Source organism: Novosphingobium sp., assembly GCF_024642085.1.
Taxonomy (GTDB): domain Bacteria; phylum Pseudomonadota; class Alphaproteobacteria; order Sphingomonadales; family Sphingomonadaceae; genus Novosphingobium.
The window spans coordinates 54,156-69,132 of the sequence record NZ_JAHEBV010000011.1; the positions used below are offsets into that span (position 1 = coordinate 54,156).

Consider the following 14,977-nt stretch of genomic DNA (forward strand, 5'->3'; position numbering starts at 1 on the left):
GCGCCGGCCACTTCAAGAACCACACCCGAAACCGGGCTTTCCATCTCGACCGTGGCCTTGTCTGTCATCACGTCGGCCAGCTTGCCGTCTTCCTCGATCCGGTCGCCGACTTTGACGTGCCAAGCAACAATCTCGGCCTCGGCGATGCCTTCGCCGATATCGGGGAGCTTGAAAGTGAACTTGCCCATAGTCTTATGCTTTCAGCAGGCGGTCGACGGCCTCGCCAATGCGGACCGGTCCGGGGAAATAGGCCCATTCTAGGCTGTGGGGATAGGGTGTATCAAACCCGGTCACGCGTTCGATCGGGGCTTCGAGGTGATAGAAACAGCGTTCCTGGACCAGCGCAGACAGTTCTGCCCCGTAACCGCAAGTGCGGGTCGCTTCATGGATGATCAGGCATTTGCCGGTTTTTTCCACCGACTTTTGCACAGTCTCGATGTCGATCGGGACCAAGGTGCGCAGGTCGATGATTTCGGCGTCGATGCCCTTTTCGGCCAGAACTGCCTCAGCCACGTGGATCATTGTGCCATAGGCCAGAACGGTCATCGCCTCGCCTTCGCGCACCACGCGGGCCTTGCCCAGCGGAATGCGGTAGTAGCCTTCGGGAACTTCGCTGTCCTTGTGGCGTGACCACGGCTCAACCGGCGTGTCGTAATTCCCGCTGAACGGGCCGTTGTATATGCGCTTGGGTTCAAAGAAGATTACCGGATCGTTGTCTTCGATGGCGGCGATCAACAGGCCCTTGGCATCGTGCGGCGTGGCGGGGATAACTGTCTTGATTCCGGCGACGTGCGTAAAAAGTGCCTCCGGGCTCTGGCTGTGGGTCTGCCCGCCAAAGATACCGCCGCCAAAGGGTGATCGCACCGTGATAGGCGCAGTGAACTCTCCCGCTGAACGGTAGCGCAACCGTGCGGCTTCGGAAATCAGCTGGTCAAGACCGGGATAGATATAGTCGGCAAACTGGATTTCCGGCACCGGACGCAGGCCATAGGCACCCATTCCCACCGCAGCTCCGATGATCCCGCATTCATTGATCGGAGTGTCGAACACACGGGTCTTGCCGAACCGTTTCTGCAGGCCGGCCGTGGCGCGAAACACTCCGCCAAAGTAGCCGACATCTTCTCCGAACACGACCACGTTGGGATCGCGCTCCATCATCACGGCCAGGGCATCGTTGATCGCCTCGATCATGTTGAGCCGTTTGGTCGGAGCATTGGCGAGCGAGAGCGGCGCTTCTTCAAGGCCCATCAATCGTACTCCTTCCAGGTCGGCCATTTGATCCGGCGTTCCCGGATTGCCTGTTCGGCCTGCTCCTCAAGATGCCAGGGCAGTTCCTCGAATACGTCCTCAAACATCGTGTGGAACGGGTGGTGCAACCCGTGGCCAAGTATGCCGTTCTTCTCGGCCTCCTTGGTCGCTGCCTTGACCTGTTCGATATGCTCCTTGTCCATCGCGTCGTGCTGCTGGTCGCTCCATTCACCCAGCGCAACAAGGTGGTTCTTCAGCCGGGTAATGGGATCGCCCAGCGGCCACTCGCTGCGTTCCTGGGCCGAGCGATAGGCGGATGGATCGTCCGAAGTGGAATGACCTTCGGCGCGGTAGGTAAAATGTTCGATCAGGGTCGGCCCTTTGTTCGCCCGCGCCCGGTTGGCGGCCCAGCGCATCGCGGCGTAGACTGCCAGCGCATCGTTACCGTCCACCCGCAGTCCGGCGATGCCATACCCGACGGCCTTGGCCGCAAAGGTGGCCCTTTCACCGCCTGCAAAACCGGAAAAGCTGGATATGGCCCACTGGTTGTTGACGATGTTGAACACGCAAGGTGCGTTGAACACGGTGGCAAAGGTGAAGGCTGCATGCGCATCACCTTCCGCGCTCGATCCCTCGCCGATCCAGGTCGCGGCGATACGGGTATCGCCCTTGATCGCACTGGCCATGGACCAGCCGGCGGCCTGCGGATACTGCGTCGCCAGGTTGCCGCTGATCGTGAAGAATGAATGCTCACGGCTGGAATACATGATCGGCAGCTGACGGCCCTTCAGCTTGTCCGCGCGGTTCGAATAGATCTGGTTGATCATCTCGGTCAGCGGATAGCCGCGTGCGATCAGGATGCCCTGCTGTCGGTAACTGGGGAACACCATGTCATCGTCAGCAAGGGCAAAGGCCGAAGCAACGCTGGTCGCCTCTTCGCCGGTGCACTTCATGTAGAAGCTGGTCTTGCCCTGTCGCTGGCCGCGATACATCCGGTCGTCAAACGCGCGGGTAAGCGCCATGGTGCGCAACATCCGGCGCAGCGTTTCAGGATCGAGCCTGGGATCCCACGGTCCTACCGCCCGCCCTTCATCATCCAGAACGCGAATCAGATCATGGCAAAGCGGATGTGTTTCTGCGGGATCACACGCCTCGTCCGGGCGTGGCTGAGCGCCGGCCGGCGGGATCGTGAGATAAGAATAATCGACAGGATCGCCAGGCCTGAACGGCGGTTCGGGCACGTGCAGCGAAAGCGGCGGCAGATTGCCGCGAACATGTTCGTCGATCGAAGGCCGCTCGGCCATATCGCGCTCTCCCGCCTCGCGGCTGCCCGCAGCAGCCTTGGAAGCATATTTTAGACTGGCGATATATTATTTCAAACAGGGGTAAGCGTCAACTAGACCGCAACCGGCGCCGACAGGGGGGCCTGGGGGGCATAGTCATGCACGGAAAAGTCTTCGATCCGGTAGTCGAATATCGACGCAGGGCGGCGGCCGATATCCATCCGCGGTGCTCCCTCTGGCCTGCGATCCAGCTGTGCTTCGACCAGGTCAGCGTGGTTCAGATAAAGGTGCGTATCACCGCCCATCCACACCAGTTCGCCCGGCTCCAGATCGCACTGCTGGGCCAGCAGTCGCGTGAACAGCGCTCCGCCCCAAAGGTTGAATGGCAGGCCAAGCGCCACGTCACAGCTGCGCTGGTACAGCAAGCAGTTGAGCCGGTTACCGGCAACATGAAACTGATAGGTCTTGTGGCACGGCGGCAGAGCCATCCGGTCAAGTTCGGCGACGTTCCAGCCCTCGATAATGTGGCGGCGACTGCCAGGGTTGCTGCGCAAGCTATCCACCACCTGCTGAACCTGGTTGATCCCTGTGTCGCGTTTGTACAAGTTTTCACCAACCGTCGAATAGACCGGCCAATCGGTCCATTGCTTGCCGTAAACTGGCCCAAGATCGCCCCAGCGCGCAGCAAAGGCGGCGTCGGCGACAATCCTTGCTGAAAAATCATCACGGCTGATGACAGCCCCGGTATCGCGGCGGTAGCGATCGAGCGGCCAGTCGGTCCAGATTTGAACGCCTTGTGCGCAAAGCTCGCGGATGTTGGTTTGCCCGGTCAGGAACCACAGAAACTCGCGCGTGGCGGTTTTCCAGTACACTCTTTTGGTGGTGATCAGCGGCATGGCTCCGCCTGCCAGATCAAAGCGAATCTGCGTGCCGAACACTGACCGGGTGCCGACGCCTGTGCGGTCTACCCGTTCATCCCCCCGCTCCCATATGCGGCGCATCAGGTCCAGGTACTGCCACTCCCAGTGCGGTGTTTCGGGGCAATTGTCGGGAATCGCTGCACTGGCCATCAAATGACCCTAGCGGCGAGATTGCCCGCTTGCCACTGTGCAATTGGCTGACTATAGGCCCGCTCCTGCCTCGCCCTTCTGCTTGCGGAAGGACGAACGATCGGTCGGGGAATAGCTCAGCCTGGTAGAGCACTGTCTTCGGGAGGCAGGGGCCGGAGGTTCGAATCCTCTTTCCCCGACCACGTCGTTTCTCATCCCAGCTTAGAAGTGGATCGGCGATGCCAATCCTATTTCCCTTGCCATTTCGTTGGCTGGTCTATCCCAACGTTGGAAGAATATAGCGGGCGATGGCATCGGCCACTCCCGCCTGCTCGTTGCTGGCCGCCACAAACTGTGCGGCCTCCTTCACCGCCGGCCTGGCCTGCCCCATGGCAATCGCCATTCCGGCGCGGCGGAACATGGCAATATCGTTGGCCTGATCGCCGATGACCGCAACCTGTGCCAGATCGACCCCGTGAAGCCCCGCCAGCTGCGCCACCCCGTCTCCCTTGTTGGCCCTGATGGCGGTGGCATCCAGATAATAGTCCTGCGAGCGGACCAGCGTAATGGCTTCACCGGCAATTTCGCGGGCCGCGATTTCGATCCGGTCCATCTGCGTGTCGTCATCGCATACCGCGACTAGTTTGTGCCCCTGTTTCATCAGGTTTTCGGTATCCTCCCAGGCTTCGGGCCGCAGGCCTGATGACATCACTTCGCGGATGGTGTGCGGGTCGGCGTGATCACTGGATAGCCAGCGGTCTGCGGTGAAAAGCCATCGGGTCACGCATTCATCAATGCTCAGCTGCAAAAGTTGCCGGGTAATCGCAAGCGGCAGCACATTGTCGATCAGCACCTCGCCTCTGTTTGCGAAGATTGTCCCACCGTTGAACGCCCCGAATGGCCCTGTAAGCCCAAGCATATCGGCAATCGGCATGATGCCGGCTGCAGGCCGTGCTGAAATCAGAGTTACGGCAACCCCGCGTTCGATGAGGTTGCGGATCGCAACAATATTTTCATCCGGAAGTGATTTGTCGTGGCGCACCAGCGTGCCATCGATATCGCAAACCAGCAGCCTGACTGGTGCATCATTCATTGTCATCCCCCACGCAATAACTGGACACCCCAGTCGCGTTCAAACAGATAGAGCAGCAACCGCGCCGCCTCGCCGCGCGCACCCGTCAAGCCGCCGTCGCGGTCGATCAATAGCCGCGCATCGTTGTGGGCCAGAGGCAACAAACGCTGGATCTGGTCCAGGCTGGCAACGCGGAAGGTCGTATCGCCCGATTGGCGCGTGCCGAGCAATTCGCCCCCGCCGCGCAGTTCAAGATCTTCCTCGGCAATGCGAAAACCATCCTGGGTTTCCCGCATCAAGGCCAGCCGCCGCTTCGCCGTTTCGGACAAGGCGCCAGAGCGCAGCAGCAAGCATGTGCTTGCCGCAGTCCCCCGACCGACCCGGCCGCGCAGCTGATGCAGCTGGGCCAGGCCGAACCGTTCGGCCTGTTCAATCACCATCAGGGTTGCGCTGGGCACATCCACGCCAACCTCGATCACGGTGGTCGCCACCAAAAGCTTTGCTGCGCCGCTCGCAAAGCGCTCCATTGCGGCGTCCTTGGCCTCGGGCCGCAGCTGCCCGTGGACCAATACCACCGCATCGCCAAAGCGCAGCTGCAGCTCGGCATAGCGGGCTTCGGCAGCGGCAAGATCCTCGTTTTCCAACTCGCGCACCATCGGGCAGACCCAATAGGCTTGCTGGCCTGTTGCCAAATGCCGTTCAACCCCGGCAATAACATCGGCCATTCGCTCAACGGCAACCACGCGAGTATCGATCGGCTGGCGGCCCGGCGGCATCTCGTCCAGTTTCGACACGTCCATTTCGCCATATTGGGCCAACGTCAGCGTGCGGGGGATCGGGGTGGCAGTCATTGCCAGGCAATGCGGTGTGCGTTTGCCTTTCTGCGCCAGCATCAGCCGCTGGCCCACCCCGAAGCGGTGCTGTTCGTCGATCACCACCAATGCCAGGTTGCGGTACTGGACCGCGTCCTGAAAAATCGCGTGGGTGCCAACCACGATCGGAATTGAACCATTGTGCAGACCCATCAAGGTCGCCTCACGGGCCCTGCCCTTGTCGCGCCCGGTCAGGAGCGCAATCTCGACTCCCGTGCCCTGAGCCATGCGCTTCAGCGTATCGAAATGCTGCCGTGCAAGAATTTCGGTCGGGGCGAGCAAGGCCGCCTGCGTCCCGGCCTCTACCGCGATCAGCATGGCCTCAAGCGCGACGACCGTCTTGCCCGATCCGACATCGCCCTGCAGCAGCCGCAGCATCGGCGCATCCTGCACCAGATCACCCGCAATCTCGGCAATGGACCGCTGCTGCGCGCCGGTCAGCGCGAACGGCAGGTTGATCCGTGCGCGCAGCCGTCCGTCGCCCTGAAGCGGCGTGCCGCGCCGCGCCCGGTTGGCATTGCGCACCAGCATCAGCGCCAGGCTGTTTGCCAACAGTTCGTCATAGGCCAGCCGGTCCCGCGCCTGGGGATGGTCGGCACGGTGGGCAAGTTCCAGCGCGTCGCGCCAGCTGGGCCACTTCATCTTGTCGAACAGCCCGGGCTCGATCCATTCGGGCAGATCCGTGGCACTGGCCAGCGCCTGCTGGATCAAAGCGATCAGCCGCCCTTGGGTCAACCCTTCGGACAGCGGGTAGACCGGTTCGACCAGCTGGCCCAGCGCAGCGGCGCTTTCTTCGCTGACGTGGTCCGGATGGACAATCTGCAGCAACTGACCGAACTGGTCGAGCCGCCCGGCAATCCACCGGGTTTCGCCCAGCGGCAGCGACTTTTTAGCCCAGCCGGCGTTACGCCCGAAATAGGTGATTGCGCAGATGTTGCCGGGGCCGTCGCTGGCCAGCACGCGAAATGGCCCTCGACCTGCGGAACTGCGGTATTCCACCGGGGTTAATGCGACGACGATGTTTTCCCCGACGCTCGCCTGGTCCAGATCGGGCACCGCCCTGCGTTCAACGAAGCGGTCGGGCAAGTGGTAAAGAAAATCGCGCACCCGGGTCAGCCCCAGCCGTTCCAGCGGGCGCGCCAGACCGGGTCCGACGCCTTTCAGGCTGTCAGCTGCGACAAACATGGGGTTGAGCCGATCAGGACGCATTGCGCATTGGTGTAGGCATTTCCGAACGCGCGGCAAAGGGGTGGTCAGCCCCTGATGCGCACCTTTTCCCAAGCAGCGCGCACCGCTTCGACCGTCATTGCGCCATGTTCGGGCGTGGTCGCAACCGAGCATACCGAAACCCGCATGACCCAGCGCCCCCGCCACTGGGACGAACCGATGAACGCAGCGGCATCGGCCTGAACCTGTTCAACCGTGGCGAGCGTCAGGCGGTCGCCCTCTTCATCGGACTGGCCGGCGCCAAAGCGGACCATGAACTGGTTAAGCTCCGCTTCGCAGACCAGCTCGACACCTTCGATCTTCGCCATGCCTGCTGCCATTAGCCGGGCAACAGCCACATCCTGTTCGACCATCGCAGCAATGCCTTCACGGCCCAGCTGCTTGATCATCGCCCAGACGGCAAAGCCGCGCGCCCGGCGCGACAGTTCGGGCACATAGGTTGAAGGATCGCGTTCGGTGTCGCTTGCCGGCGTCAGGTAACTGGCCGAAATTGCCATGGCACGGCGGTGTGCTTCGCCATCGCGGACAATTGCAAACCCGCAATCATAAGGCGTTTGCAGCCACTTATGGCCATCGGTTGCCCACGAATCGGCCAATTCGATTCCTGCGGTCAGGTGGCTAAGCTCAGCTGAAGCGTTGGCCCACATGCCGAAAGCTCCATCGACGTGAAGCCATGCGCCGGCGGCCGTGGCCAGCGGAGCGATCTGGGCAAAAGGATCGTGCGCCCCCGTGCAGATCTGGCCAGACTGGGCGACCGCAATGGTCGGCCCGGAATATTCACCCAGCGCCTTTTCGAAATCGGCGGGCAAAATCCGTCCCAGATCATCGGTCGCAACCGTGCGAACGCGCCTGGCGCCAAGGCCAAGGTACTTCAGTCCCGAGAAAACCGTGGCATGGGCGTCAGCGCCGATCAATACCCGGACTTCGGGCGCGCCGAACAGTCCGTCACTTTCCACGTCCCAACCGACACGGCGCAGCACTTCGCTACGTGCTGCGGCAAGGCAGACGAAGTTTGCCACCGTCGCCCCGGTCACAACACCCACCGAAGCGCTGGAGGGAAGGCCCAGCAGGTCAAGCAGCCAACCTATGGCAACCTGTTCAGCCACGCTTGCCGCCGGTGCGGCGAGCACGTTAGCCGCGTTTTGCCCCCAGGCAGAGGTCAGCCAATCGGCGGCAACGCCGGTAGGATGCGAACTGCCGATTACCCAGCCGAAAAAGCGAGGCGCGGTAGTGGCGCGAATCCCGCCTTCGGCAGCAGCGACCAGCTCCTCGATTATCGCCACGCCGTCACCGCCACTTTCTGGCAAGGGGCCGGCGAACCGGGCCAGAACCTGCGCATAGCTGTCGACAGGCGTCGTTTCTGCCCTGGCAATGCGCCGGCGGTAGGCTTCGGCATGACGGGCGGCATGGGCAAGCGGAGAAAACGGATCAGTCATCGGGCGTCCTTGTCGGCAGCATGTGGCAGGGCAAAGGCACCTTGATCTTGCCAGCCTACGGCCCATGCCCTAGCCGCACCGACATGGACAAGGCTTCCCGGATAAAGCGGCTAAAGTTTCGCGCCTGGCACCGCGGCACGCGTGAGGCTGATTACATGATCGGCTGTTTCTTCGATCGCTATGGCACGGAATGGGACGAGGCCGGGCTTCTATGGTTCGAAAAGCTGCTGGACGAGGAAGACGTCGACATCATCGGTTGGGCGCTGGGCAGCCTTGCTGTGCCGCCTGAATACGCAGGCGCGCAGATGGATGCTTTCTGCAAACTGGATTTCGTTGATATTCCCCGCTGACAGGACGCATCGGCCGCGCTAGGGCCACGTTCTTCTCATACCCCGTTGGCCGCAAAAACGGCCTGCGGGGCAATTGCTGTTGTGCGAGTGCCATGCCCGACCTGTCCCGATTGCTGTCCGCCGCCACCCCGCTGACGCTTGCCGCCCTGCCCCGCGGTGCGCAGCCGCTCGTGCTTGGCGATCTTGCGCGCGCCGCAAAAGGCCGCGCGGTGTTTGTCGCGCCCGACGATGCAGCAATGCAGGCGATCGCCGACAGCGCAGGGTTTTTTGCGCCCGAACTGGATGTGCTGACCTTTCCGGCATGGGATTGCCTGCCCTATGACCGGGCCAGTCCCGCCCTGTCGGTCAGTGCGCGGCGCCTTGCCACGCTGCACCGCTTGCAGACCAAGGCTGCCGGGCCGCAGCTGCTGATCACCACGATCAATGCCCTGCTGCAGCGTGTGCTCAGCCCGTTTCGGGTCCGCGAAAATGTCCGCCTACTCAAACCGGGGATGGTGATCGGCCGTGAAAGCTTGATCGGGCTGCTGCAGCGACAAGGCTATTCGCGCACTGACACCGTGGTTGACGCGGGCGAATACGCAGTGCGCGGATCAATCTTCGATATCTTCCCGTCAGGCCTGGAAAGCGGCCTGCGTCTAGATTTCTTTGGCGACGAGCTGGAAACGTTGCGGCTGTTCGATCCCAACACGCAGCGGTCAACCGGTCCGGTCGATCAGCACCTCCTGCTCCCGGCCAGCGAGGCTTTGTTGGACGAGGAATCGGTCAAGCGTTTCCGCACCCGGTACCGCGAACAATTCGGTGCCAATGCCACCGGCGATCCGCTGTACCAGGCGGTCAGCGATGGACGCCGCCTGGCCGGGATGGAGCATTGGCTTCCCCTTTTCGAAGACAAGCTGGTCACGCTGTTCGATCACCTGGAACCGGCCGATCTGGTTCTGATCGACAACGCGGCGCTGGGCGCGGCGGATGAGCGGCTGGACGACATTGCCGACTACTTCAAGGCTCGCACCGACACCGCCGGCAAGGCAGCGGGAAGCTACCGTCCGCTTGAACCGGGCGCGCTTTATCTTGCCCGGGCGGAGCTGGACGCAGCAACCATTGCCCGCCCGATCCACCGTACCGACATCTTTGCCCAGCCCGAAAGCCAGGGCGTGATCGACTGCGGGTTTACCGGTAGCCGCGACTTCGCCCCCGAACGCGCCCGCGGTGACAATGTCTATGACGCCGCGGCGACCTATCTGACCGGCCAAGCCAAGCGCGGGCGCAAGACACTGATTGCGGCCTACAGCACCGGCAGCCGCGCCCGCATTGCCGCAATCCTTGGTGAAGCGGTCAAGCCCGAACCGGTGCTTGCCGATACCTGGCAGGAAGCGCTGGGTCTGGCGGCCAAAGGCGTGCCGGTGGCCATGGTGCTGCCGCTCGAAACCGGGTTCGCCAATGACCAGATCGAATTGGTCACCGAACAGGACATCCTGGGTGACCGGCTGGTGCGCCGTAAGAAAAAGCGCAAGGGCGCCGACGCCTTCATGGCGGAACTGGCTGCGCTGACCCCAGGTGATCTGGTCGTTCACATGGACCACGGCATCGGCCGCTATGGCGGGCTTCAGTCGATCCCGGTCGGAGACAGTCCGCATGATTGCGTGATGCTGGAATACCACGGCGGCGACAAACTCTACGTGCCGGTCGAGAATATCGACGTGCTCAGCCGCTATGGTTCGGATGCCGAATTTGTCGCGCTGGACCGGCTTGGCGGCGAAGGCTGGCAGCGGCGTAAAAGCCGCCTGAAAGAACGTATCCGCGCCATCGCGCACGAATTGCTCAAAACTGCGGCCGAGCGTGCGTTGCGCCAGGCGCCCGTCGTCGCGCCCGAAGCGGCCAGTTTTGACAAGTTCGTCGAAGGTTTTCCCTGGCAAGAGACCGACGATCAGGAAGCAGCGATCGACGATGTGCTGAGCGATCTGGCCGAAGGGCGGCCAATGGACCGGCTGGTTTGCGGCGACGTTGGTTTCGGCAAGACCGAGGTGGCTTTGCGCGCCGCATTCGTCGCGGCAATGGCTGGACAGCAGGTGGCGATTATCGCACCGACAACGCTTCTGGCGCGCCAACACTATACCAATTTTACCGAGCGTTTTAACGGCTTTCCGCTGAATGTCGGGCGCCTTTCCCGGCTGGTTGGAGATAAGGAAGCCCGCGCAACCAAGGCGGGCCTGGCCGAAGGTACGACCGACGTAGTGATTGGCACGCACGCGCTGCTCGCCAAGAGCCTGCAGTTCAGGCGGCTTGGCCTGGTGGTAGTCGACGAGGAGCAGCGCTTTGGCGTCAATCACAAGGAAGCGCTCAAGCAGCTGCGTACCAATGTCCACGTCCTGACCCTGACTGCCACGCCGATTCCGCGCACATTGCAGATGGCAATGTCTGGCCTGCGCGAACTGTCCACGATCCAGACCCCGCCGGTCGACCGCCTTGCGGTGCGCACCTATGTGATGGAATGGGACGACATGGTGATGCGCGAAGCCCTGCTACGCGAACACCACCGCGGCGGGCAGAGCTTTATCGTCGTCCCGCGTATTTCAGACATGGAAGGGGTGGAGAAATGGCTGCGCGAAACCGTGCCCGAAGTACGCTTCATTGCCGCCCACGGCCAGATGGCGGCAAGCGAAGTGGAAGAGCGGATGAGCGCTTTTTACGAGAAGAAATACGAGGTGCTGCTGTCCACAACCATCGTTGAATCCGGATTGGACATTCCATCGGCCAATACGATCATCATCCACCGTGCCGACCGGTTCGGCCTGGCCCAGCTGTATCAATTGCGCGGGCGGGTCGGCCGCTCGAAACTGCGCGCCTATGCCTATCTGACCACGCCGGCCGATACCCAACTTTCCGAAGTGGCCGAAAAGCGGCTCAAGGTGCTGGGCGATCTGGACAGCCTTGGTGCCGGCTTCCAACTGGCCAGCCACGACCTCGATATACGCGGAGCGGGCAACCTGCTGGGCGACGAGCAGTCGGGCCATATCCGCGAGGTTGGTTTTGAACTTTACCAGTCGATGCTGGAAGACGCGATCCTGGCGGCCAAGGCGGGCGAAATGGGCATCGCCAAGGAACGTCACGCGCTCAGCCCGCAAATCACGGTCGACGCGCCAATCATGATCCCGGATGATTACGTCCCCGACCTGGCGGTGCGCATGGCGCTTTACCGCCGTCTCAACGATGCCGAGGATCAAGCCGAGATTGAAGCGCTGTCCGCCGAAATGATCGACCGTTTCGGCCCACTGCCGCCTGCAACCGCCAACCTGGTCAAGCTGATCCAGATCAAGCGTCAGGCAGTGGAAGCCAACATCGCGAAAATCGATGTCGGCGCCAAGGGCACGCTGGTCGCCTTTCACAACGACACGTTCCCCGATCCCGAAGGGCTGCTGGCCTATGCTCAGCGGCTGGAAGGCACGATCAAGCTTCGCCCCGACAGCAAGATCGCGGTCGTGCGCGCCTGGGGAGATTCGCAGGCCCGTCTCAACGGGCTGTTTCAGCTGACCAAGGGCCTCAGCGCCATCGCCCGCAAGGCACGCAGATAGTTAATCGAATTGCGCGCCGCGCCGGGCATGGCAATGTGCTGCACAATGACGCGCTCGTTTCGCCCCGATCTGGCCGTTGCGGCGTTTGTTCTGGCGTGCAGCGTGCTGGTCACGCAGTTAGGCGGACTGGGACGCGAGGTGATCGATCCCGACGAATCGACCTTCATCCTGATGGGGGCCGATGTCGCCAGGGGGCACTTGCCGTTCGTCACGCAATTTGATCTCAAACCGCCGATGATCTTCTTCCTGATCGGCGGTACGCTAGCCGCCTTCGGCAAAAGCATCGCGGCCGTTCGCTTGTTGGGCGACGCGCTGCTGCTGGGTACTGCGTTGATTACTTTCCTGCTGACGCGGCGCGTGACCAGCGACTGGGCGGCACTGGGCGGAGCGTTGCTTTATGTCTGCTTTGCCAGCCTCGAGCTGGGCCAGCCGACCTACAGTGAGCTGCCAGCGCTGTTTTTCGGCATGGGCGGGCTGCTTGCCTTGGCCTGCAGTCCGGTCACGCTCGGCCGTGCGGCGCTGGCAGGCTTGCTGATGTCGCTGGCAGTGCTGTCGCGCTCGAATCTTTACCCCTTGCCGCTCGTTTCGGGTCTGCTGCTGCTGGGCGTTGCAGTCCGAAAAGACCCTCAGGTTAAAATGGCGGCGTGGTTGACCTTTGGCCTTGGCGGACTGATCCCAGTAGCGCTGTTGATCTTCGCCTATGCCCGCGCGGGCCAGCTGGCGGTGCTCAAGCTGGCGATGATCGATGTGCCGCTGGTCTACGCGCAGCAAGTCGGCATTGCGGAAGCCGTGCTGGACAACCTGCAGCAATTGTATGTCATCACGACGATGCAGCCCATGATCGTTGCGCCGTTCGTGGCTGCCGCAGCCACCGGCTGGACCGTTATTGGAGCAAGATTGCTTTATCCTGCGTCTCAGGTTGAGCGCTGGACCCTGGGACTGATCACGCTCGCCGCCTTGGCCGTGGTTTTCAGTCTTGTGACAAGCGGCGCGGTGTATCCGCATTACTGGCTTCAGCTGTTGCCGCTGCTCGCGATTGCCTGCGCGGCCGCGCTGGATTTCGCGGCCAGCCTTCGGTTTGGCCGCTGGATGGCCGTGTCTTTGGTGGCGTTGCCGCTCGGCTCTGCATTCGTCCGGACAATGCCGCAGGCCCTGCAAGTAGCGACAGCGCAGTATCATCAGGCCGAACCTTTCGACATTGCGACTGCTGCGCGGCACATTGAACGATCCGGTGTCACGAATCCCACAGTCTGGGCATGGCGCAAACAATTGATAGGCTGGTATCTGGACTCCCCGCAACTTTCAAAGGCGGGGGTTCAGCCGGAAAATATCGCCCGCCCTGCGATAGCTGGCCCGCTGGCGGCGCACGGCTATATCAGCAAGGACGAAGTCAGTCGTCTGCTGGACATGGAGCCGGACTTCGTTGTGACCGATGCCGCCGGCATAGGCTCGTCCTGGATGCGTGCCACCGGCCGGCCAACTGATGCGTGGCTGGCAGCACGTTACCGGCTCGACCAGCGCTTTGGCGATGTGCTGGTCTACCGCCGGATCAACGCCCTGTCGCAAAGTCGTTGAAAGCGTCGGCCGAAAGAGGCTGGGCACGCAGGAAACCCTGGTACGCGCTGCACCCTTCGGCAGCGACCAGCACTCGCTGCGCTTCGCTTTCGATCCCTTCGGCAATCACCGACAGGTCAAGCGCGCGCGCCATGGCCACGATGCCGCGTAGCACAGCGAGATCACGCGGATTGGCCGCGATCCCGTCGACCATGCTGCGGTCAAGCTTCAGCTTGTGCAGCGGCAGCAGTTTCAAATAACGAAAGTTGCAGAAACCTGCGCCAAAGTCGTCCAGCGCGATCCTGGCGCCGCCCGCCGCCAGCGATTCAAGCGACCGTGCCGCCTGGATCACATCGGCAAGCAGAACTTGTTCTGTGACTTCAAGCGTCAACCGCCACAGCGGAAAACGGCAAGCGGCAGCAAGCGCCATGAACTCGGCGGCAAAAGCTTCTTCCGCAAGGTCATTTGGCGTCACGTTGAGCGACAAGCGCAGGTCCATCGGCCAGCGCTGTGCTCCGCTCATCGCCAGTCGCGCAATGTGCCGCGAAAGCTGAGCCACATGATCTGCCCGCTCGGCTATGCTGAACAAGGCGCCGGCACCGATCCGGCCCAGCTGCGGGTGATTCCAGCGCGCCAGCGCTTCGCCGCCAACCAGCCGGTCATCGGCGCAGGCAAACTGCGGCTGATAGACCACTTCGATCTCTCCACCGTCAAGCGCGCCAAGCAGATCAACCTCAAGCTGCGCGGCGCTGCGCCCGGCGCGGGCACCCTCGCCGTCGGCCCATAACAGCCGGCGGCCCGGCTGCGTCATCACCCGCGACAGGGCTTGCCCCAATCGGTCGAGCATGGAATCGGCGTCTTCACTGTCGAGCCCGCGCAACAGCGCGGCACGCGGCGACAGCCGCAGCGTAACGCCAAGGCAGGCGATCGGCCGGGCCAGAGCATCAAGTAATTGCGCAGCCGCAACCTGCCAGCTTTCACGGCTGCATGGCTGGGCCGACAGCAGCAGGAACTGTCCGCCGCCGCTGCGCGCGATCAGCCAGCCGCCGTCCAGTTCGCTTGCCGCGAAATGCTTGAGGCGAAGAGCCACTTCGGCAAGCGCCCCGTCGCCGGCTGCGCTGCCATAAGCCAGGTTGACCGCATCGAACCGGCGCAAACCCAGCAGCATGGCATGAACCTGTAACCCGTCCTTCAACCACTGAGCCAGGCGCGCCTTCGCACCGTCGCGCCCGGTCAGACCGGTCACGGCGTCGCGTGCGCTTTCAAGTTCGTCGGCACAAGTCCCCGTCATTGTCGCTCCTTTAGGCGCAAAGTGGC

11 protein-coding genes and 1 tRNA gene are annotated in these 14,977 nt (G+C 62.4%); 4 read left to right on the top strand and 8 right to left on the bottom strand.

Going from position 1 to position 14,977, the window contains the following annotated elements:
- The 4 genes from Q0L62_RS06800 to thyA form a co-directional block, all read right to left on the bottom strand.
- Positions 1 to 188 (bottom strand): DUF2118 domain-containing protein (locus Q0L62_RS06800; protein ID WP_296678231.1); only part of this gene is annotated, 188 nt, incomplete at its 3' end.
- A gap of 4 nt (positions 189 to 192) precedes the next feature.
- Complete coding sequence (locus Q0L62_RS06805; RefSeq protein ID WP_296678234.1) at positions 193 to 1,248, bottom strand: alpha-ketoacid dehydrogenase subunit beta; 1,056 nt, start codon at positions 1,246 to 1,248, stop codon at positions 193 to 195.
- Positions 1,248 to 2,552: a 3-methyl-2-oxobutanoate dehydrogenase (2-methylpropanoyl-transferring) subunit alpha gene (locus Q0L62_RS06810; RefSeq protein ID WP_296678236.1), complete on the bottom strand. Its 1,305-nt coding sequence runs from the start codon at positions 2,550 to 2,552 to the stop codon at positions 1,248 to 1,250. Before Q0L62_RS06810 ends, Q0L62_RS06805 begins: the two co-directional genes overlap by 1 nt.
- 92 nt (positions 2,553 to 2,644) lie before the next feature.
- Entirely contained in the window at positions 2,645 to 3,601 is a 957-nt protein-coding gene (thyA, locus tag Q0L62_RS06815; protein ID WP_296678238.1) for a thymidylate synthase, read from the bottom strand.
- A 105-nt stretch (positions 3,602 to 3,706) separates the two neighbouring features.
- Here thyA and Q0L62_RS06820 point away from each other — a divergent pair.
- Positions 3,707 to 3,783: transfer RNA gene (locus Q0L62_RS06820), tRNA-Pro, on the top strand.
- Positions 3,784 to 3,857: 74 nt separating this feature from the next.
- On the opposite strand, the gene Q0L62_RS06825 is transcribed toward Q0L62_RS06820, so the two are convergent.
- Genes Q0L62_RS06825 through Q0L62_RS06835 form a run of 3 tightly spaced genes read right to left on the bottom strand, consistent with a single transcriptional unit; the run spans position 3,858 to position 8,187 of the window.
- A complete protein-coding gene (locus tag Q0L62_RS06825) occupies positions 3,858 to 4,673 on the bottom strand; it encodes a Cof-type HAD-IIB family hydrolase (RefSeq protein ID WP_296678240.1) in 816 nt (271 codons plus the stop codon).
- Between the two features lie 2 nt (positions 4,674 to 4,675).
- Entirely contained in the window at positions 4,676 to 6,733 is a 2,058-nt protein-coding gene (gene recG / locus Q0L62_RS06830; protein ID WP_296678242.1) for an ATP-dependent DNA helicase RecG, read from the bottom strand.
- 44 nt (positions 6,734 to 6,777) lie between these two features.
- The gene (locus tag Q0L62_RS06835) at positions 6,778 to 8,187 is read right to left on the bottom strand and encodes a pyridoxal-dependent decarboxylase (protein ID WP_296678244.1); all 1,410 of its coding nucleotides are present in this window, start codon (positions 8,185 to 8,187) and stop codon (positions 6,778 to 6,780) included.
- 83 nt (positions 8,188 to 8,270) lie between these two features.
- On the opposite strand from Q0L62_RS06835, the gene Q0L62_RS06840 reads away from it, so the two are divergent.
- The 3 genes from Q0L62_RS06840 to Q0L62_RS06850 all read left to right on the top strand — a co-directional run bounded on the left by Q0L62_RS06840 (position 8,271) and on the right by Q0L62_RS06850 (position 13,681).
- Positions 8,271 to 8,537 (top strand): succinate dehydrogenase assembly factor 2, encoded by a 267-nt coding sequence (locus Q0L62_RS06840; protein ID WP_296678246.1) that lies wholly within the window; start codon positions 8,271 to 8,273, stop codon positions 8,535 to 8,537.
- 92 nt (positions 8,538 to 8,629) lie between these two features.
- A complete protein-coding gene (gene mfd / locus Q0L62_RS06845; protein WP_296678248.1) occupies positions 8,630 to 12,106 on the top strand; it encodes a transcription-repair coupling factor in 3,477 nt (1,158 codons plus the stop codon).
- 45 nt (positions 12,107 to 12,151) lie between these two features.
- The gene (locus Q0L62_RS06850; RefSeq protein WP_296678250.1) at positions 12,152 to 13,681 is read left to right on the top strand and encodes a hypothetical protein; all 1,530 of its coding nucleotides are present in this window, start codon (positions 12,152 to 12,154) and stop codon (positions 13,679 to 13,681) included.
- Here Q0L62_RS06850 and Q0L62_RS06855 read toward each other — a convergent pair.
- A complete protein-coding gene (locus tag Q0L62_RS06855) occupies positions 13,656 to 14,951 on the bottom strand; it encodes a GGDEF domain-containing phosphodiesterase (protein WP_296678252.1) in 1,296 nt (431 codons plus the stop codon). The genes Q0L62_RS06850 and Q0L62_RS06855 overlap by 26 nt on opposite strands.
- Positions 14,952 to 14,977: the final 26 nt, after the last annotated feature.

What these genes read in the sequence shown, in the direction of transcription:
- Q0L62_RS06805 (WP_296678234.1), bottom strand. Translation starts at nt 1,248, where the DNA reads ATGGGCCTTGAAGAAGCGCCGCTCTCGCTCGCCAATGCTCCGACCAAA.
- Q0L62_RS06810 (WP_296678236.1), bottom strand. Translation starts at nt 2,552, where the DNA reads ATGGCCGAGCGGCCTTCGATCGACGAACATGTTCGCGGCAATCTGCCG.
- thyA (WP_296678238.1), bottom strand. Translation starts at nt 3,601, where the DNA reads ATGGCCAGTGCAGCGATTCCCGACAATTGCCCCGAAACACCGCACTGG.
- Q0L62_RS06825 (WP_296678240.1), bottom strand. Translation starts at nt 4,673, where the DNA reads ATGAATGATGCACCAGTCAGGCTGCTGGTTTGCGATATCGATGGCACG.
- recG (WP_296678242.1), bottom strand. Translation starts at nt 6,733, where the DNA reads ATGCGTCCTGATCGGCTCAACCCCATGTTTGTCGCAGCTGACAGCCTG.
- Q0L62_RS06835 (WP_296678244.1), bottom strand. Translation starts at nt 8,187, where the DNA reads ATGACTGATCCGTTTTCTCCGCTTGCCCATGCCGCCCGTCATGCCGAA.
- Q0L62_RS06840 (WP_296678246.1), top strand. Translation starts at nt 8,271, where the DNA reads ATGGACAAGGCTTCCCGGATAAAGCGGCTAAAGTTTCGCGCCTGGCAC.
- mfd (WP_296678248.1), top strand. Translation starts at nt 8,630, where the DNA reads ATGCCCGACCTGTCCCGATTGCTGTCCGCCGCCACCCCGCTGACGCTT.
- Q0L62_RS06850 (WP_296678250.1), top strand. Translation starts at nt 12,152, where the DNA reads ATGACGCGCTCGTTTCGCCCCGATCTGGCCGTTGCGGCGTTTGTTCTG.
- Q0L62_RS06855 (WP_296678252.1), bottom strand. Translation starts at nt 14,951, where the DNA reads ATGACGGGGACTTGTGCCGACGAACTTGAAAGCGCACGCGACGCCGTG.